The sequence below is a fragment of the Nocardiopsis baichengensis YIM 90130 genome (assembly GCF_000341205.1).
GTDB lineage: Bacteria > Actinomycetota > Actinomycetes > Streptosporangiales > Streptosporangiaceae > Nocardiopsis_A > Nocardiopsis_A halophila.
On the sequence record NZ_ANAS01000019.1, the window covers coordinates 258,704 to 277,550 of the forward strand.

15 protein-coding genes are annotated in these 18,847 nt (G+C 75.3%); 10 read left to right on the plus strand and 5 right to left on the minus strand.

Annotation, left to right across the window (positions count from 1 at the left end):
• Positions 1 to 18: 18 nt before the first annotated feature.
• Complete coding sequence (locus C892_RS32300) at positions 19 to 864, minus strand: hypothetical protein (RefSeq protein WP_017558083.1); 846 nt, start codon at positions 862 to 864, stop codon at positions 19 to 21.
• 1,029 nt (positions 865 to 1,893) lie between these two features.
• Between C892_RS32300 and rplM the strand changes: the two genes are divergently transcribed.
• The 3 genes from rplM to glmM all read left to right on the plus strand — a co-directional run bounded on the left by rplM (position 1,894) and on the right by glmM (position 4,370).
• A complete protein-coding gene (gene rplM / locus C892_RS0116530) occupies positions 1,894 to 2,343 on the plus strand; it encodes a 50S ribosomal protein L13 (RefSeq protein ID WP_026124410.1) in 450 nt (149 codons plus the stop codon).
• Positions 2,344 to 2,380: 37 nt separating this feature from the next.
• The gene (gene rpsI, locus C892_RS0116535; protein ID WP_017558084.1) at positions 2,381 to 2,890 is read left to right on the plus strand and encodes a 30S ribosomal protein S9; all 510 of its coding nucleotides are present in this window, start codon (positions 2,381 to 2,383) and stop codon (positions 2,888 to 2,890) included.
• Between the two features lie 142 nt (positions 2,891 to 3,032).
• Entirely contained in the window at positions 3,033 to 4,370 is a 1,338-nt protein-coding gene (gene glmM, locus C892_RS0116540) for a phosphoglucosamine mutase (protein WP_026124411.1), read from the plus strand.
• Positions 4,371 to 4,459: 89 nt separating this feature from the next.
• On the opposite strand, the gene C892_RS0116545 is transcribed toward glmM, so the two are convergent.
• Both C892_RS0116545 and glmS read right to left on the minus strand, forming a co-directional pair.
• Positions 4,460 to 5,959 carry a M1 family metallopeptidase gene (locus C892_RS0116545; RefSeq protein WP_017558086.1) on the minus strand — a complete coding sequence of 500 codons (1,500 nt, stop codon included), beginning with the start codon at positions 5,957 to 5,959 and terminating at the stop codon, positions 4,460 to 4,462.
• Between the two features lie 146 nt (positions 5,960 to 6,105).
• Positions 6,106 to 7,959 (minus strand): glutamine--fructose-6-phosphate transaminase (isomerizing), encoded by a 1,854-nt coding sequence (gene glmS / locus C892_RS0116550; RefSeq protein WP_083932564.1) that lies wholly within the window; start codon positions 7,957 to 7,959, stop codon positions 6,106 to 6,108.
• 303 nt (positions 7,960 to 8,262) lie between these two features.
• On the opposite strand from glmS, the gene coaA reads away from it, so the two are divergent.
• The 3 genes from coaA to C892_RS0116565 all read left to right on the plus strand — a co-directional run bounded on the left by coaA (position 8,263) and on the right by C892_RS0116565 (position 10,844).
• Positions 8,263 to 9,168, plus strand: coding sequence for a type I pantothenate kinase (coaA, locus tag C892_RS0116555; RefSeq protein ID WP_017537984.1), 906 nt, complete (start codon positions 8,263 to 8,265; stop codon positions 9,166 to 9,168).
• A 107-nt stretch (positions 9,169 to 9,275) separates the two neighbouring features.
• Positions 9,276 to 9,668, plus strand: coding sequence for a hypothetical protein (locus tag C892_RS0116560; RefSeq protein WP_017558087.1), 393 nt, complete (start codon positions 9,276 to 9,278; stop codon positions 9,666 to 9,668).
• Positions 9,669 to 9,677: 9 nt separating this feature from the next.
• Positions 9,678 to 10,844, plus strand: coding sequence for a glutathionylspermidine synthase family protein (locus tag C892_RS0116565; RefSeq protein WP_026124412.1), 1,167 nt, complete (start codon positions 9,678 to 9,680; stop codon positions 10,842 to 10,844).
• Here C892_RS0116565 and C892_RS0116570 read toward each other — a convergent pair.
• Positions 10,812 to 11,360 carry a DUF4913 domain-containing protein gene (locus tag C892_RS0116570; RefSeq protein WP_017537981.1) on the minus strand — a complete coding sequence of 183 codons (549 nt, stop codon included), beginning with the start codon at positions 11,358 to 11,360 and terminating at the stop codon, positions 10,812 to 10,814. The genes C892_RS0116565 and C892_RS0116570 overlap by 33 nt on opposite strands.
• Positions 11,361 to 11,529: 169 nt before the next feature.
• Here C892_RS0116570 and C892_RS0116575 point away from each other — a divergent pair, with 169 nt between their 5' ends.
• Positions 11,530 to 13,005 (plus strand): bifunctional ADP-dependent NAD(P)H-hydrate dehydratase/NAD(P)H-hydrate epimerase, encoded by a 1,476-nt coding sequence (locus tag C892_RS0116575; protein ID WP_017558088.1) that lies wholly within the window; start codon positions 11,530 to 11,532, stop codon positions 13,003 to 13,005.
• A 1,273-nt stretch (positions 13,006 to 14,278) separates the two neighbouring features.
• Here C892_RS0116575 and C892_RS0116580 read toward each other — a convergent pair.
• The gene (locus tag C892_RS0116580; protein ID WP_017537979.1) at positions 14,279 to 14,767 is read right to left on the minus strand and encodes an NUDIX domain-containing protein; all 489 of its coding nucleotides are present in this window, start codon (positions 14,765 to 14,767) and stop codon (positions 14,279 to 14,281) included.
• A gap of 201 nt (positions 14,768 to 14,968) precedes the next feature.
• Here C892_RS0116580 and C892_RS0116585 point away from each other — a divergent pair, with 201 nt between their 5' ends.
• From C892_RS0116585 to tsaE, 3 genes are all read left to right on the plus strand, one after another.
• Complete coding sequence (locus tag C892_RS0116585) at positions 14,969 to 17,134, plus strand: PrsW family glutamic-type intramembrane protease (protein ID WP_017558089.1); 2,166 nt, start codon at positions 14,969 to 14,971, stop codon at positions 17,132 to 17,134.
• Positions 17,135 to 17,238: 104 nt separating this feature from the next.
• Positions 17,239 to 18,369, plus strand: a complete 1,131-nt coding sequence (gene alr, locus C892_RS0116590) for an alanine racemase (RefSeq protein WP_017558090.1) — start codon at positions 17,239 to 17,241, stop codon at positions 18,367 to 18,369.
• A gap of 20 nt (positions 18,370 to 18,389) precedes the next feature.
• A complete protein-coding gene (gene tsaE / locus C892_RS0116595) occupies positions 18,390 to 18,842 on the plus strand; it encodes a tRNA (adenosine(37)-N6)-threonylcarbamoyltransferase complex ATPase subunit type 1 TsaE (protein ID WP_017537976.1) in 453 nt (150 codons plus the stop codon).
• Positions 18,843 to 18,847: the final 5 nt, after the last annotated feature.

The window sequence follows — 18,847 nt, forward strand, 5'->3', positions numbered from 1 at the left end:
GGGCTCAGGCGGCCGGGCTCAGGCGACCTGGTCGGCCAGCGAGGACAGGGTGGAGTCGACGAACCCGGGGGAGACCTCCTCCAGGTCGGCCGCCCGGTCCTCGGGGGGCGAGCCGTCGGCGTTGGCCGTGAAGGTGAACAGCAGGTAGGGCCCCCACTGCCCGCCGGAGCCGACCCCGGCGGCGGTGTCCACCTTCCGGGCGCCGCTGTCCTCGGTCCCGTTGAGGCCGGCGAACCACTCGCCGGCCTCCAGGTCCTGGGCGTCGAGCGCCTTCCCGGCGTCGTCCGGGGAGTCCAGCGCGGCGACCCCGGCGGTGACCGCGGTCGCCCCGTCCTCGGAGACGTAGGTGGCGCGGATCACCTGGCGGCAGCCGGCCTCGTCCAGGGCCGCGCCGTAGGAGCCGCGCCCCACGGTGGCGCAGTCGTCGGTGTCGTCCACCAGGGCCAGGGCGTACTCCTGCCCGGAGACCTCCAGGGTCTCGGGGAACAGGCCGCCCGACTCCAGCCGCTGCGGCTCGCCGGGGGCCTCGGCGGCCGCGGCGCCGCCGGAGGACCCGGACCCGTCGTCTGGGCCCCCGCCCCCGGCCAGCATGAAGGCGCCGGTCCCGGCCGCGCCGAGCAGGGCGAGGAATCCCACGCCGGCCAGCACCTTGGCGGTGGTGCCGCCGCGCATGCCCGCGCCGCGCCGGCCGCGCCCGCCGGAGCCGGCCCCGTCCATCTCCTCCATCGCCGACAGGTCGATCTCGGCGGTGGTGTCGCCCTCGCGCGGGGACTCGTCGCGGAACATCGGACGCCCGCCGAACTCGTCGGGGGCCGGGGCGTCCCCGGAGACCGCGCCGATGCTCTGGGTGGCGTCGTCGTCCACGACGAGGGGTTCGTCACCCGCCCCGGGCGCGTGCCCCGGGCCCACCACCCGGCCCTGCAGCGGGGCGCCGGGGGGCGCGGCACCGGGCGGCGGGGGAGGAGGCGGCCCCTGCGGGGCGCCCGGTCCGGGGCGCGGCGGACCCTGCGGACCCTGCGGACCCTGCGGCGCCTGGGGCGGCCGGGGCCCACGCGGCGGCGGGCCGTGCGGCCCGGGCGGAGGCGGACCGTGCGGCGGGCCCTGCGGCGGGCCCTGTGCCGGGCGGCCGCCGGGGGGCGGTCCCGGAGGGGGACCCTGCGGCGGCCCGTTCGGCGGTCCCGGCGGGCGGGCACCGGGCGGCAGCGGCCGCGGCGCGCCGGGCGGTGGGCCCTGCGGCGCCCCCGGCGGCAGCGGCCGCTGCGGGGGGCCGGGGCGGTTCGGCTCCTGGCTCATATCGGGCTCCTGCCGTCCGGGCACGCCGTCTGGTGGGCCGGGACGGCCTTGGCTGGGCTCGTTCGGATGCGGTGTGATGGGACTCCTCCGGGGCGTCCGGGACACGGGGCCGCGGGCCCGGCGTCGGGCGGGGGCGCGGCCAAGGGGGGGTGGGGCTCAGAGTCGGCGCGAGCGGCGGTGCCGGGCGCGTCGCCGATGCGTTCGGCGCCCGATGGCGATATGCTTCACCGCCGACTTTAGCGCCCGCTCCGCGGCGGCGCGCCCGCGCCCCGTGCGCACGGGACGGACGAAGCACTCGCTCGGCGGGGCATAATAAGGAGACGGAGTAGTCACGGACGGCGGCCAGCCCGCCCGGCCGGGGCGCCCGTGGGTCGTTTTTGACCTGCGGTGTTCTGTGCCGATAGGATACTCCGTCGTTGTGCGTTGAGTTGCCGTGGGTTCCCGCGAGTCGTCGCTGGGCGCCGATCACGCATCATCGTCCGCGCACTCAACACCGGAACGCCTGGGTCCCGTCCGAGGCGGCCGGCCCAGGAATACGAGACCCCGACCCTTCGCGCAAGAGGGGACGGACCACGCCGACAGAGACGAAGGCTTACGATCGTGCGCACATACAGCCCCAAGCCCAGCGATGTCCAGCGTCAGTGGCACGTCATCGACGCAAGCGATGTCGTGCTCGGCCGGCTGGCCAGCCACGTCGCAACGCTGCTCCGAGGCAAGCACAAGACCTACTACGCGCCGCACATCGACACGGGCGACTTCGTGATCGTCGTGAACGCCGAGAAGGTGGCGCTGACCGGTCGCAAGCGCGAGCAGAAGCGCGCCTACCGGCACTCCGGCTACCCGGGCGGGCTGCGCAGCGTGAGCTATGCCGAGCTTCTCGAGAAGCGCCCCGACCGCGCCGTGGAGAAGGCCGTCAAGGGCATGCTCCCCAAGGGCTCTCTCGGCCGCCAGATGGCCAAGAAGCTGAAGGTCTACGCCGGGCCGGAGCACCCGCACCAGGCGCAGCAGCCGGTGCCTTTCGAGATCAGCAAGATCGAGCAGCCCGCCTAGGCGTTCGCGAGAGCTAGCAGGAAGTACGAGGAGAACCGTGGTCGAGCCCACCGGCATCGAAGACGTCACCCAGGAATTCGACGGGAGCGAGGAGTTCCCGGCCGAGTACACCACCGAGTCGCCCGAGGCGCCCGACGCGGCCTATGTCCCCACGGCTTCCGGCCCGGGCGCCGGCACCGGCCGCCGCAAGAAGGCCATCGCGCGGGTGCGCATCGCCCCCGGGTCCGGCGAGTGGAAGATCAACGGCAAGCCGCTCGAGGTCTACTTCCCGGACAAGGTGCACCAGCAGGAGATCAAGGAGCCGCTGGTCACCCTCGGGTTCGACGGCGCCTACGACGTGGCCGCCAACCTTGACGGCGGCGGCACCAGCGGCCAGGCCGGCGCCATGCGCCACGGGCTGGCCCGCGCCCTGGCGGGGCTGGACCCCGAGAACAACCGCCCGGCGCTGAAGAAGGCCGGCTTCCTCACCCGTGACGACCGCAAGGTCGAGCGGAAGAAGGCCGGTCTGAAGAAGGCCCGCAAGGCCCCGCAGTTCTCCAAGCGCTGACGCGCAGGCCAGACACGGCTACGGCCCGCCGGTCCCCCGTTCACCGGGGTGGCCAGAGCGGGCCATAGCTGTTTCTCGGCTCCTGTGGGCGGCATCCCCTCTCCCTGACCCTTTTCCGCTTCGATTGAAGGGGCTATTCGCTGTGGCTCGCTTGTTCGGTACCGACGGGGTGCGGGGGGTCGCCGGGCGCGATCTCACCGCCGGCCTCGCGCTGGATCTGTCCGCCGCCGCCGCGCGCGTCCTGGGGCGCGGGGCCGGCACGGCCCGCCCCACCGCGGTGGTGGGCCGGGACCCGCGCGCCTCCGGTGAGTTCCTGGAGGCGGCCGTGGTGGCCGGGCTGGCCGGGGCCGGCGTGGACGTGGTCCGCCTGGGGGTGCTGCCCACGCCGGCGGTGGCCCACCTGACGGCCGAGCTGGACGCCGACTTCGGGGTGATGCTCTCGGCCAGCCACAACTCGGCACCGGACAACGGGATCAAGATCTTCGGCCGGGGCGGGCAGAAGCTGCCCGACGCGGTGGAGGACGAGATCGAGGAGGCGCTGGCCGAACCCGCCGAAGGGGCGGCCGGCGAGGACGTGGGCCGGGTGCGCGACGCCGGCGACGGCGCCGAGCGCTACATCGCGCACGTGCTCGCGGCGACCCCGCACCGCCTGGACGGGCTGAAGGTCGTGGTGGACTGCGCCAACGGCGCGGCCGCGCGGGTGGCGCCGGAGGCGCTGCGCCGGGCCGGGGCCGAGGTGGTCGCGATCGGCGACCGCCCGGACGGGCTGAACATCAACGCCGGGTGCGGCTCCACCCACCTGGACGCGCTGCGCGCGGCCGTGGTCGAGCACGGGGCCGACGCCGGCGTCGCCCACGACGGGGACGCCGACCGCTGCCTGGCGGTGGCCGGGGACGGCTCGGTCGTCGACGGCGACCAGATCATGGCGATCCTGGCCCTGGAGATGCAGGAGGCCGGGCGGCTCGCCGCGTCCACGCTGGTGGTCACGGTGATGAGCAACCTGGGGCTCAAGCAGGCGATGGCCCAGGCCGGGATCGCGCTGGTGGAGACTCCGGTCGGGGACCGCTATGTGCTGGAGGCCATGCGCCAGGGCTCCTTCTCGCTGGGCGGGGAGCAGTCCGGGCACGTCGTGCTGCTGGACCACGCCACCACCGGCGACGGCCTGCTGACCGGCATGCAGCTCCTCAGCGCGGTCGCCCGCCGCGGTCTGGCCCTGGACGAGCTGGCCAAGTCGATGGTGCGGCTGCCGCAGGTGCTGGTGAACGTGCGCGGGGTGGACAAGGCCCGGGCCGCCACCGACGAGGGGGTGGCCGCCGCGGTCGCCCGCGCCGAGTCCGACCTGGGCGAGTCGGGCCGTGTGCTGCTGCGCCCCAGCGGTACCGAGCCGATGGTGCGCGTGATGGTGGAGGCGCCGACCCAGGAGCGGGCGGCCGAGGTGGCCGATGCGCTGGCCGCCACGGTGCGCGAGCGGCTCGGCTGAGCGCCGGGCCTCCCGTAGAGACGGGCAGGGGCGCCCCGGACGGGGGCGCCCCTTTCCTGTGCGCTCGTTCCCGTGCGCCGGCCTGCGGCTCAGTGCCCGCCCTCGTGGAACAGCTCGCGGTTGCGCTGGATGGTGTCCCAGGACTCCGGCTCGGCCGGCGCGGACATGGTGCTCGGCCCCTGCTCGGCGGCGCCGGGCGCGGCGTCGGGCCGCTCGGGGGTGTACAGCCAGGTGTCGAACACGGTCTGCAGGTCCTTGCCGGAGATCTTCTCCGACAGGTCGATGAACTCCGCGACCGTGGCGTTGCCGTGGGCGTGCTCCTCCTGCCAGGTGCGCAGGATCTCGGCGAAGTCCTCCTCGCCGACCGCCACCCGCAGCGCGTGCACCGCCAGGGCGCCGCGGTCGTAGACCGAGGCGTGGAAGACGTCGTCCGCCCCGGGGTCCCCCGGCGGAACCGTCCAGAAAGCGCTGTCGGCCGGGTAGGCGTCGTAGGTGAACTCGGCCAGCTCCTGGGCGGTCCCCTCGCCCTCGTACTCCGACCACATCCACTCGGCGTAGCTGGCGAAGCCCTCGTTCAGCCAGATGTCCTGCCAGGTGTCGACCGAGACGTGGTCGCCCCACCACTGGTGGGCCAGCTCGTGCGCCACCACGTAGGTGTTGGAGCCGCGCCCGAAGAAGGCGTGGCTGTAGACGGGCCGGGTCTGGGTCTCCAGCGCGAAGCCGAGGTCGGCGTCGGGTCCGGCCACCACGCCGCCCAGGGCGTTGTAGGGGTAGGGGCCGAAGCTCTCCTCCTGGAATTCCAGGATCTCCGCGCCGCGCTCGATGCTGGCCCGCGCCGGCCCGGCCAGCTCGTCCAGCCCGGGGGAGTAGGCGTTGTACACGGGCAGGCCCGAGGCGGTCGTGTCCTCGTGCACCTCGTAGTCGCCGACCGCCAGGGTGGCGAGGTAGGTGGTGGACGGCCGGTCCTGGCGCCAGAGGAAGATGTCCTTGCCGTGGCGGGTCTGGCGCCCGGTGAGCTCGCCGTTGCTGATCGCCTTGTACCCCTCGGGGACCTGGATCCGCACGTCGAAGGTGGCCTTGTCGCGGGGGTGGTCGTTGGCGGGGAACCACCACCAGGACGCCTCCGGCTCGCCCAGCGCGATCGCGCCGTCGTCGGTGCGGTGCCAGGCGCTGGGCACGTCGCCCCAGCCGACGGTGGAGGGGTGGTCGCTGTACTTGACGACCACCGTCATCTGCCGGTCCTCGGCCACGGTGCGGGAGGGTTCCACGGTCAGCTTGTGGCCCTCCGAGGAGTGCTCGGCGGGGCGGCCGTTCACCCGCACCGAGTCCACGTCCAGCAGGAAGTCCAGGGTGAAGGAGTCCAGCTCCTCGGTGGTGCGGGCGACCAGCGTCGCCGTGCCCGTGAGCCGGTCGGTGTCCGGCCGGTAGTCCAGGCGCAGGTCGTAGTGGCCGACGTCGTAGCCGGTGTTGCCGTAGGAGGGGAAGTAGGGGTCGCCGATGCCGGCGCCGGGCTCGGCGGCGGCCGCGGTCGCCGGGACCAGGGCGGTCACCAGGGCGGCCGCGACGGCGGTGCCTCTTCGCACGCGCATGGACGCTCCTGTTCGTCTCGGGGAGCGGGGGATGCGTGCGCGGCGGTCACCGCGCACGCATACCCGATTACCCGTCGGAACACCGGACGAACCGGCCCCAGGGGGCCCATGGCACGATCCGGCCGCACCCGTCCCGCGCGCCGCGGCTACTCCACGGTGACGCTCTTGGCCAGGTTGCGCGGCTGGTCCACGTCGTTGCCCTTGGCCAGCGCCAGCTCGCAGGCGAAGACCTGCAGCGGCACCGTGGACACGATCGGCTGCAGCAGCGTGGGCACCGCCGGGATCTCCACCAGCTCGTCGGCGAAGGGGCGCACCGCCTCGTCGCCCTCCTCGGCGATCACCACGGTGCGGGCGCCGCGCGCGCGGATCTCCTGGATGTTGCTGACGATCTTGTCGTGCAGCACGCCCCGGCCCTCCCGCGAGGGCACCACCACGACCACCGGGAGCCCGTCCTCGATCAGCGCGATCGGGCCGTGCTTGAGCTCGCCGGCGGCGAAGGCCTCGGCGTGCATGTAGGCGAGCTCCTTGAGCTTGAGGGCGCCCTCCATGGCCACCGGGAAGCCCACGTGGCGGCCCAGGAACAGCACCGTGTCGGCGCCGGCCAGCGAGCGCGCGAGCGCGCGCACCGGGTCCACCGTGCCCAGCACCTTCTCCACCTGCTCGGGCATGTGCGCGAGCTGGCCGATGACGGCGTTGATCTCGTCGCCGTACTTGTGGCCGCGCACCTGGGCCAGGTACAGGCCCACCAGGTAGCAGGCGGCCAGCTGGGTGAGGAAGGTCTTGGTGGCCGCCACCCCCACCTCCGGGCCGGCGTGGGTGTAGAGCACCGCGTCGGACTCGCGGGGGATGGTCGAGCCGTTGACGTTGCAGATGGCCAGCACCCGGGCGCGCTGCTCGCGGGCGTAGCGCACCGCCATCAGGGTGTCCATGCTCTCGCCGGACTGGGAGATGGCGATCACCAGGGTCTGGCGGTCCAGGATCGGGTCCCGGTAGCGGAACTCGCTGGCGACCTCCACCTCGCAGGGGATGCGGCACCAGTGCTCGATGGCGTACTTGGCGATCATCCCGGCGTGGTAGGAGGTGCCGCAGGCGATGATCACGATCTTGTGGATCTCGCGCAGCTCGGCGCCGTCCAGCCGCATCTCGTCCAGGGTCAGGGTGCCGTCGGCGGCCACCCGGCCCAGCAGGGTGTCGGCGAGCGCCCGGGGCTGCTCGACGATCTCCTTGAGCATGAAGTACTCGTAGCCGCCCTTCTCGGCGGCCGAGGCGTCCCAGTCCACGTGGTACTCGCGCACCGGGGCGGGGGCGCCGTCGTAGTCGGTGACGCGGACGTCGCCGGCGCGCAGCTCCACCACCTGGTCCTGGCCCAGCTCGACCGCGTCGCGGGTGTGCGCGATGAACGCGGCCACGTCGCTGGCCAGGAAGTTCTCGCCGTCGCCGCGCCCCACGACCAGGGGGGAGTTGCGGCGGGCGGCCACGATCAGGTCGGGGTCGCCGGCGTACATCGCCACCAGGGTGAAGGCGCCCTCCAGGCGGCGGCACACCGCGCGCATCGCCGCGGCCAGGTCGCCGTCGCCGCGGTCCTTGAGCTCGGTGCTCAGCAGGTGCGCGGCGACCTCGGTGTCGGTCTCGGAGGTGAACTTGCAGCCGCGCTCCTCCAGCTCCACGCGCAGTGCGGCGAAGTTCTCGATGATCCCGTTGTGGATCACCGCGACCCGGCGCTCGCCGTCCACGTGCGGGTGGGCGTTGACGTCGTTGGGCGCCCCGTGGGTGGCCCACCGGGTGTGCCCGATCCCGATGCCGTCCGCCGCCGGGGGCGACGCCTCCAGCGCCCGGCGCAGGTTGGCGAGCTTTCCGGCCCGCTTCTCGGTCTGCAGGGTGCCGCCGTCGAGCACGGCGACGCCCGCGGAGTCGTATCCGCGGTACTCCAACCTTGCGAGGCCGTCCACCACGACCTCCAGCGCCGGTTGCGGCCCGACGTAGCCAACGATTCCGCACATGGCCGCAAGAGTAGTTCAGCACGGGCCCCGACGCGCCCCTTCCAAGGCTGGACCACTGGCCGTTTTCGCAGGTAGCGGTATAGACCAGTTGGCACCTCGCGGGGAGGAGGCGCAGGTGGGGGCACCCCGGCGGGCGGCGAGTGCCGACCGCGGCGCCCGTGGCGAAGCACTCAAAAAAGACACGGCCGGATCCGGCGCGGTGCGCCCCGGCGCCCCGCCCCCGGCCGGTCGGCCCCCTCGGGGGCTCATCTAGAGTGGGCAGACGTGTCACAAGCGACGAAGAACGGCTTCTCGACGCCGTACGTGGAGCTGGACCGCGCCGGGTGGGCCGCGCTGCGCGACGCCACCCCGCTGGCCCTGACCGAAGCCGACCTCGAAGTGCTGCGCGGGACCTCCGATCCGACGTCGCTGGACGAGGTCAGGGACATCTACCTGCCCCTGTCCCGGCTCCTCAACCTCTACGTCAAGGCCACCCGGCAGCGCCACGGCGCGGTCCGGGCCTTCCTCGGCGAGGACGACCGGCCCGTCCCGTTCGTGATCGGCGTCGCCGGCAGCGTGGCCGTCGGCAAGTCCACCGCCGCCCGGCTGCTGCGCACCCTGCTCGCCCAGTGGCCCGACCACCCCGACGTGGAGCTGGTCAGCACCGACAACTTCCTCTACCCCAACCGGGTCCTGCAGGAGCGCGGGATCATGAACCGGAAGGGGTTCCCGGAGAGCTACGACCGGCGGGCCCTGGTGCGGTTCGTCCAGGAGATGAAGGCCGGGGCGCCCGCCAAGGACATCCCGGTCTACTCCCACCTCGCCTACGACATCGTCCCCGGCGCGGTGCAGACCGTGCACCGGCCCGACATCCTGGTGGTCGAGGGCATCAACGTCCTCCAGCCGCCGCTGGCCGGGCACCTGGCGGTCTCGGACTTCTTCGACTTCTCCATCTACGTCGACGCCCGGCCCGAGCACATCCGCAACTGGTACCTGGACCGGTTCCTGGAGCTGCGGCGCACCGCCTTCTCCGACCCGCGCTCCTACTTCCACTCCATGGCGACCACGGTCGACGAGGAGCGCGCCAAGGAGTTCGCGATGAACACCTGGCGCAGCATCAACGAGGTCAACCTGGTGGAGAACATCCAGCCGACCCGGGCGCGGGCCACCCTCGTGCTGCACAAGGGGGAGGACCACCTGGTGCGGCGGGTGCGGCTGCGCAAGACCTGACCGGCCCGGGCCCTTCGGCCGGATCCGGACCCGGCCGCGGCGGAACGGGACCGGGGCGGGCGGCGTCCCACCGGGGTGGGACGCGAGCGGAAAGGGGCCCACGGATCATGATCCCCCAGGACGGGCAGGACCGAGGGAGCTTCCGGACCACCGGGCGCAAGAGCTCGGCCACGGTGGTCGTCGGCGCGCTGAGCGCGCTGTCGCTGGCCGTGGCCGGGTGCGGCAGCCCGGACACGGTGACCGCGCGGTGCGTGGACGACGACCGCCGCTCCGACGGCTCGTACCGGGTCGTCGACGAGGACCGGTGCGACGACGACTCCGGCACCGGGCGCACCGGCGGCTACTTCTACTACTACGGCGGCAACGCGAGCGGGGGGTCGGTCAGCGGCGGCACCCGGGCCCGCCCCTCGGACGCCAAAGTGGTGACCGAGAGCGGCAAGGTCATCCAGCGCGGCGGCATGGGCGGCCGCGGTGGCGGCGGCGGACGGGTCGGCGGCTGAGGGGGCGCGGTGAACAGGAGCAGCTCGAACCCGGTGCGGCCCGGCTGGCCGGACATCGTCGAGGAGCAGGGCCTGGGGTTCCACGTCGCCGTGCACCCCGAGCACCTGACACGGCCCTACTGGGACGAGTCGGTGCACTACGAGTTCGCCATGGACGAGGTCCTCGCCCTGGAGGAGACCGTCGGGGAACTGCACCGCATGTGCCTGGAGGCGGTGGAGTTCGTCGTCGCCGAGGAGCGCTACGCCGACTTCGGCATCCCCGACTGGGCGGCGCCGTTCGTCCGGGACTCCTTCAAGCGCGGCGACCCCTACCTGTACGGGCGCTTCGACCTCGTCTACGACGGCACCGGCCCGGCGCGCCTGCTGGAGTACAACGCCGACACCCCCACCGCCCTGGTGGAGGCGGCGGTCGTGCAGTGGCACTGGCTGCAGGACGTCCACCCCGGCCAGGACCAGTGGAACTCGGTGCACGAGCGGCTGGTGGACCGCTGGGCCGAGATCGCCCCGCGGCTGGCGGGCGAGCGGGTGCACTTCGCCTGGACCAACCAGGACGAGACCGGGGAGGAGGCGCTCACCACCGCCTACCTGGAGGAGACCGCGCGCGCCGCCGGGGTGGCCACCTGCGACATCGCCCTGGAGGACGTGGGCTGGGACCAGCGCCGGCAGGCCTTCGTCGACCTGGAGGAGCGGCCGGTCGGGGCGGCGTTCAAGCTGTACCCGTGGGAGTGGCTGGTCCACGACCGGTTCGGGGCGCTGGTGCTGCAGAACCTGGAGCGCACCGCCTGGGTGGAGCCGCTCTGGAAGATGGTGCTGTCCAACAAGGCGCTGCTGGCGGTGCTGTGGGAGATGTACCCGGGCCACCCCAACCTGCTGCCGGCCCGCCTGGGCGACCCCGGCGGCATGGACGCCTACATCGCCAAGCCGCTGCTGGGGCGGGAGGGCGCGGGCATGTCCATCACCGTCCCGGGAGGGGAGCTGGAGCGGCGGCCCGGCGCGTACGGGGCCGAGGGGTACGTGTTCCAGGAGTTCGCCCCGCTGCCCGTGTTCGAGGGGCAGCACCCGGTACTGGGGGCGTGGGTGGTCGGCGACGGGGCGGCGGGCCTGGGGATCCGCGAGACCGAGAACCTCATCACCGACGACACCTCATCGTTCGTCCCGCACCTGATCCGCCTGTAGGGCCGCCTCCCGGGGCGCGGGCCGGCGCTCCACGTGCCCGGCCCCGCCCCGGCAGCGGGAGAACGGGCCGTCGGCGGCGAGCAGCCTGGCCAGCAGCGGGTCCAGGTGCTCGCCGTGCCAGCGGGCCGGTCCCGAGGCCCCCGAAGCGGCGGTGTCGGCCAGCTCGGTGTAGGCCAGGCGCAGCGCGTGCAGTCGGCCCACCGCCTCGTGGTGCTCCCACCAGGCGGGGCACCACCCGGAGTCGTCGCCGACGTAGACCGGGACCAGGAACCCGTCCACCCAGCGCACCAGGGCGGCCAGCTCGGCCTTGTAGGCCTCCCGGGACATGTTGAAGATGAACGGCGCAGGCGACGCCTCCGGCTCGGGCTCCTCCTCGGGGCGGGCCGCGGCCACGTCGGAGAGCTGCGTCTGCAGGCGGATGACGTCCGCGCCGAGCTTGTGCATGGCGTTCTGCAGGTGGGTGACGCGCTCGGCGAGCGCGTCACCGGTCGCGGTGCGTTCATCGGTCGAGGTCATACGGGTGTGTCCTGTGCCGTCCCGTGGTACTCGGTTTCGCGGGCCTTCAGGCAAGTAAATCAGCCGTGTCCGGGCCCCCGTGACACGCCCTTGCCCGGGCATGCTCGTGGGGGATCGGGCACACGGCCGGTCGGCGGACGGCGGCGACCGGCGGAGAACGGAGGAGCGCATGCGGCGGGCGCACACGGTCCAGGACGTCCGGGCGGCGGAGGCGGCGCTGATGGCGCGGCTGCCCGAGGGGGCGCTGATGGCCCGGGCGGCGAGGGCGCTGGCGGGGGTGTGCGCGCGCACGCTCGGGCGGGTGTACGGCGCCCGGGTGGTGCTGCTGGTCGGCGGCGGCGACAACGGCGGGGACGCGCTGTACGCCGGGGCGGAGCTGGCCCGCCGGGGCGCCCGCGTGTGCGCGCTGCTCGCCGGCGGCCGGGTGCACGAGGCGGGCCTGGCGGCGCTGCGCGCGGCCGGCGGCCGCGCGCTGGAGGGGGAGCGGGAGCAGGACCGGGCGGCGGCCGAGGCGGCCGCCGCCGACCTGGTGGTCGACGGGCTGGTCGGCATCGGCGGCCGCGGCGGGCTGCGCCCGCCGCACGCCCGCCTGGCCGCGCTCGCGGCGCCGGGGACGGTGGTCGCCGTCGACCTGCCCAGCGGGGTGGACGCCGACACCGGCCGGGTGGAGGGGCCCACGGTGCGGGCCGACGTCACGGTCTGCTTCGGTACCGGAAAGCCGGGCCTGTTCATCGACCCGGGGGCGGAGTACGCGGGCCGGGTGGTCCAGGCCGACATCGGCCTGGGGCCCGACCTGCCGGCGCCGCGGCTGGAGGCGGCCGGAGGCGCGGACGTGGCCGCGCTGCTCCCCCGGCCCGCGCGCACCGACGACAAGTACCGCCGGGGGGTGCTCGGGGTGGCCGCGGGGTCGCCCGCCTACCCGGGGGCGGCGGTGCTGTGCACCGGGGGCGCGCTGCGCACCGGCGCGGGGATGGTGCGCTGCCTGGGGGAGGAGGCGGTGGCGGCGCGGGTGCTGGACCGCTGGCCGGAGGCGGTGGTCGGCCCGGCCGACCCGGGGGCCCGGGTGGCGGCGTGGGTGATCGGTCCGGGCCGGGGCACCGACGAGGCGGCGGCCGAGGAGCTGGCGGGCGTGCTCGGCGGCGGCGCCCCGGTGCTGGCGGACGCCGACGCGACCACGCTGATCGCCCGCGGCGCGGTCGACCCGGCGGAGCGCCGGGCCCCGACCCTGCTCACCCCGCACGCGGGGGAGCTGGCCCGGATGCTCGGCACGGACCGTGAAGAGGTGGAGGAGCGCCGCCTGGAGCACGTCGAGCGCGCGGCGGACCGGTTCGGCTGCACGGTGCTGCTGAAGGGGGCGACGACGCTGGTGGCCACCCCGGGCCGCCCGGTGGCGGCGGACACGGCGGGCACCCCGCTGCTGGCGACGGCGGGCAGCGGGGACGTGCTGTCCGGCATCGCGGGCGCACTGCTGGCCACGGGCCTGGACCCGCACGAGGCGGCGCTCTGCGCGGCCCGCCTCCACGGCCGCGCAGCGGCCCTGGCGAGAGACGGCGCCCCGATCTCGGCCACGGACCTGTGGGAGGGGATCCCGAGGGCCGTCCTGGAGGCGAGGAAGGAAGGGGAGGGAGAGGAAGCAGGGGAGTAACGGCGGAACCGGCGAAGACCAGCGGAGCCGCGGCCGAAGGCCCTCCCCAGGAAGGCAGGGCACCCGCAGAACACGCCCGGGGCCTGCCGGGGTCCGCCGGGGCCGGCTGGAGCCCGCCGGGGCCCGCCGGAGCCCGACCGCCCGCCGACTCGTCCCCTCATGCCCCGGAATAACGACCAACGGCATCGGCGTCCTGGCCGTAGCGCGGTCGGGCGGCGGGTGCGCGGATGGCCGGTGTGGGACGGCGGCGACGGGACGGCTGGTACCCCGCTCGGGGCTGCCTGCCGGGCGGCGAGCCGCCGGGGTGCCAGGGGAGGGCGGCGACGAGGAGGCGGGGCGGTTCCCCGGTGTTGTCGGTCGGCCGCCGGGCCTCTCGCGTTCCCGGCGATGACCAGCGGCGACGACGGGACGGCCGGTACCCCGCTCCGGCCTGCCTGCCGGGCGGCGGGGCCCTTCGGTGCAGGGAAGAGGCGGCAACGGCGAAGCTGGAACCCCGCTCATGGGCCCCGGCCGGGCGGCGGTCCGCCGGAGTGCGGGGAGATGGCAGCGACGGAACGGCCGGTGCCCCGCTCAGGGCTGCTTGCCGGGTGCCGGTTCGCCGGGGTGCCAGGACGAGGGGCGGCCGCGTCCTTCTGAGAGGTGCGGCCGCTGCGGCGCGATCGGCGGCCCCGCCCCGGGTGCGCGCCCCCTTCCTTGTCGTTGATCTCGGGAGAGTCGGGGTAATACCAGCGAGTATTACCCCGACTCTCCCGAGATCAACGGGGGTGTCGATGAGGGCGGCCGGGGACCGCAGAGTTCCACCACACCAGCAGACACGACCCCGCCGCCCGGCAAGCAGCCCCGAGCGGGGCACCGGCCGTTCCGTCGTCGCCGCTGTTCATCGCCGGTACCGCTGTGGCCCGGCGGCCGACCGGCGGCGCCGGGGAACCGCCCCGCCCCGCCTCGCCGCTGTCTTCCCCCTTTCGCCCCGGCGGCCCGCCGCCCGGCAAGTAGGCGTGAGCGGGGGACCAGCTGCGCCGTCGCCGCTGCTCCCTTGGCCATCCGCACGCCCGGCGCCCGACAGTGCTGCGGTTGGGACCGGCCTCCTGTCGTCGTTGCCGCTGCTCACCTGGACCGCGAGGGGCCGGGCGCTCGGCAAGCGGGGCCGGGGAGCCGCCCCGCCCGTGCCGTCGCCGCCACCCCACACCGGCCATCCGCACGCCCGGCACCCGACAGCGCTACGGCTGGAATCGGCCACCCCTTCGTCATCGGCGGGGAATCCGGGACAGGCGTGTCAGTCGGAATCGTTCAAGCCCAGGTGGCGGGCGGCCTCCAGCCCCTTCTGGACGATGTCGGCGATGAAGTAGTCGCCCGGGTCGCGCTCGTCGTGCAGGAGGTGAAGGTGCTCCTCGTCCACCCACATGAACTCGGTGTGCTTGCCCTCCTCCAAGCGGGGCGACGAGAGGTCGCCGTCGACGCGGACCAGGTAGTCGACCTCGTGCCGGTCCACCCCGTCGTCCGGGGTCCACACGAGCCGGAACAGTTCGGCCTCCACCGAGCGCAGCCGCCACCCCGTCTCCTCGGCGACCTCGCGGGCCAGCGCCCGGACCGCGGACTCGCCCGCCTCGACGTGCCCGCCCACCACGTCCCAGCAGTTCGGGAAGGCCTTCCGGTCCGGGGACCTCCGCTGGGCGAACGCCCGCCCGCGCCCGTCCACCACGACCGCGCCCACCACCCACCGGTGGCCGTCGCCGGTGTCGGGGAACACCACGCCCTCCCGCACCCGGGGCCCGCCGGGCCCGCCGGATCCGCCCGGCCTGTGTGGGCCGCCCGCCACCGGGCCGCCCCTGCTCTCGCCGTTCATGCCCGTGACCGTACCCCCGACCCGCGCCTTCCGGCGGCCGCAGGGGCCGCGATAGCGTAGGCGCCCCCGACGCGGAGGCGACCCCCGATTCGCACCCCCCGAGCCGGCACGAGGGAGACGATGGACGTCCAGCCCATGCTCACCCGCGACCTGGTCCTGCGCGTGTGCGCCAACTCCACCGAGTTCGCCACCGCCTGGACCGACGACGAGCGCAAGGTCGTCGCCCCCTTCCTCGCCCCCCGCGACACCGCCCTGATCGACGCGGTGGTGCGCGGCGCCGCCGCCATGGGCGTGGAGCGGCTCCTGGTCTGCCGCACCCGCGCCGAGTACGCCTACGAACCGGTCACCGACGCCCCCGCCACCTCCGCCGCCGTGGTAGAGGTCATCCGCGGCTGGGGCGACGACCCCACCGACCTGCTCCTGGCCGTCGAGGACCTGTCCGCCGCGGTCCTGGTCACCGCCGATGAGCTGACCGTCGCCGCCGGCCCCGACGCCTTCGTCCGCGCCGTCGTCGGCGCCGACGTGCCCGGTGTCCGCGCCGGCTTCGCCGAGGAGGCCCAGGACCGCCGCGACCCCGACCTGATGCGCTCCGCCCAGCGCTACGGGTGCCTGGAGACCGGAGGCCGACACGCCCGCACCTCCCGGTCCCCGGGCCCCGACCTCGCCGAGCGGCTGTCCGAACGCGCCCGGTCCCTGCGCGAGCACGCCCCCGGGACCGCCCGCGCGCTGCGCGCCGTGCGCGGCGGCGCCTGCTGGGCCCTGCTGGTCGTGCTCGCCCTCGCCGCCCTGTTCTCGCCCGGCGTCTCGGCCGCCGTCCCCGCCGCCTTCGGCGTGCTCTGGCTGCTGGTCCAGCTGGCCGTTCCGGCCCGCTCGCGCACGGTCGGCTTCGCCACCCTGGTGCGGATCGTGCCGCTGGGCGCGCTCATGCTGTGGCCGATCGCGTTCGTGCAGCAGGTCCTCGCCCAGGCCCTGGGCCCGGAGGCGATGGGCGCCGGCGCCGGCGTCTACATCGCCGTCTACACCGAAGAGCTCGGCAAGCTGCTGCCGCTGCTGGCGCTGTGGCCGGTGGCCCGCCGCCGATTCCGCCGCCTGGCCGCCGTCGACTACCTGCTGCTCGGCGCGGCCTCCGGGGCCGGTTTCCACTTGGCCGAGCAGGGGTTGGCGGCGCTGGCCTCCCAGGGGGCGGTCGTCGGCGGCGCCGAGCACCGGCTGTTCACCCTGCTGCCCGGGTGGACCCAGATGCTCCCCGACGGCCCGGTCTTCCCCGGCCACGGGGTGCTCACCGCGCTGATCACCGGGGCGTTCGGGCTGGCCGTGGTGGGCCGCCGGCACTACGGTGCCTGGCTGTGGCTGCTGCCGGCGGCGGCGGTCGGCACCGCCGCGGTGGTGCACACCCGCTACAACGCGGCGGTGGAGGGCCTGGCCGTGGACCCCGTCGGGTCGTTCCTGGCGGCGCTGACCGGCGACGGCGCGCTGGTGCGGTGGCTGCTGCTCGCGCTGCTCGTCGCCGGCGTCCTCCTCGACCACCGGCTGGCCCGGCCCACCGCCGACACCACGCCGCCGCTGCCCGGAGCCGAGCCACTGGCCGGGCTCACCCGCGCCGTCCGCGGCCGCCAGGTGCGGGCGCGGGTACGGGTGCCGGGCGACATCGCCCCGGTGTTCCGGCGCTCCGCCCTGGCCGCCATCCGCTTCCCGGTGACGGCGGCCACCGCCCTGGCGGCGATGGCGCACGAAGTCGCGGTGCAGGTCCGGGCGGCCCGAACGGGGCCGTCGGCGCTCTTCGACTGCTGGCGCTTCCTGCGGCACCGCCGGGCCCACGCGATGGGCGCGGCCCGGGCGGCGGGCCGCCCGTGGCGGCCCTACCCCTCGCACGCCCGCCTGGACGCCGCCCGGCGGAGGCTGGAGTCCGGCGCGCCCGCGATCGGTGCCACGGCGGTGGTGGGGACCGCGGCCGCGGCGGCCGCCGCCCTGCCCGTATCGCCCCCGGCCGGGGCCGGGCCGGAAGGGGCGGCCTACGCGCTCCCGGTACTGCAGGCCGCGATCGAGACACTGTCGTCCGCGTCCGGCGCCGAGGCCGCCTGGTCCCTGGCCGGCGCTGCGGCGCTCCTGGCGCTGGCCGTCGGCGGATGGTCGGTGCCCTGGTCGCCTCCTGCCGCCCGCACCCTCCTGCGCAGCCCGGGCAGGGCCGCCCTGGAGATCGCGGGGATGGCGGCCCCGGGGCAGCTGCCGTACGCGGCCGCAGGCCTGGCCTCCCTCCTGCTGCCGCGCCGCCCGGAGGGCCGCTGACGCCGGGGCGGCGCCCCGCGCCCGCCCTGACCGGTGGCGGGACGTGAGCGCCGTCCCGCGCCGACCTGACACGGGCGGCGTCCGGTGCGTGCAAAACTGAATCCATGCCACCGAACTCCGCCGAAGCCCACGTCGACCTGGGTGCGATCGCCGAGAACACCGCGCTGCTGGCCGACCGGGCCCGCGGCGCGCAGGTGATGGGCGTCGTCAAGGCCGACGGGTACGGGCACGGCATGGTCCCCGCCGCCCGGGCCGTCCTGGCCGGAGGGGCCACCTGGCTGGGCACCGCCTTCGTGGAGGAGGCCCTGGAGCTGCGCGCCGCCGGGATCACCGCCCCCACCGTGGCGTGGATCCTGCCGCCCGGCGCGCCGCTGGGCGCCGCCATCGCCGCCGACATCGAGCTCGGCGTCTCCGCCGGCCACGTCCTCGACGACGTGGTCCGCGCCGCCCGCACCGAGGGCCGCCGCGCGCGGGTGCACCTCAAGGCCGACACCGGCCTCAACCGGGGCGGCATCACCTCCGAGGACTGGCCCGCCCTCACCGCCGCGGCCGCCGCCGCCGAGGCCTCCGGCGAGATCGAGGTCACCGGCGTCTTCTCGCACTTCGCCTGCGCCGACGAGCCGGGCCACCCCTCGATCGCCGCGCAGGCCTCGGTCTTCACCCAGGCCCTGGAGATCGCCGAGAAGGCGGGGCTGCGCCCCCGCGTCCGGCACTTCGCCAACTCCGCGGCCACCCTCACCCTGCCCGAGACCCACTACGACCTGGTCCGCCCCGGCATCGCCTCCTACGGGCTCTGCCCGATCCCCGGCATGGAGGTGCCCGGCCTGCGCCCGGCGATGACCATGCGCGCCCACATCGCCCTGGTCAAGCGGGTCCCCGCGGGCAGCGGCGTCTCCTACGGCCACCGCTACACCACCGCCGCCCCCGCCAACCTGGCGCTGGTCCCCGTCGGCTACGGCGACGGGGTGCCGCGGGCCGCCACCAACACCGCCCCGGTGCTGGCGGGCGGGCGGATCCGCACCATCGCCGGCACCGTGTGCATGGACCAGTTCGTGCTGGACCTGGGCGACGACACCGCCGACCCCGGCGACCGGGCGGTGCTCTTCGGCGACCCCGCCCGCGGGGAGCCGAGCGCCCAGGACTGGGCCCGGGTGCTCGGGACCATCCCCTACGAGGTCGTCACCCGGATCGGCCCCCGGGTCGCCCGTTCCTATTCCGGTCCCGGCGCACCCTGAGGCCGCCTACCCTGGTATCCGTGAACCAGACCGACGTGATCCCGACCGACGCCGCCATGCGCGACCTGGGCGTGCGCCTGGCCGGCGTGCTCGCCGCCGGCGACCTGGTCATCATGTCCGGGCCGCTCGGGGCGGGCAAGACCACCCTGACCCAGGGCCTGGCCGAGGGCATGAAGGTCCGCGGCCCCATCACCTCGCCGACGTTCGTCATCTCGCGCATCCACCCGCCGCTGGCCGGCGGCCCGTCGCTCGTGCACGTGGACGCCTACCGGCTCTCCGGGCCCGACGAGCTCGACGACATCGACCTGGACGCCACCCTGCCCGACGCGGTGACCGTCGTGGAGTGGGGCGAGGACGTGGCCGAGGGCCTGTCCGACGAGCGCTTGGAGGTGGCCATCGAGCGCCGCCCCGACGACACCCGCCGCGTGCGCCTGACCGGCATCGGCGCCCGCTGGGACGGCGTGCGGCTGTAGGCTGG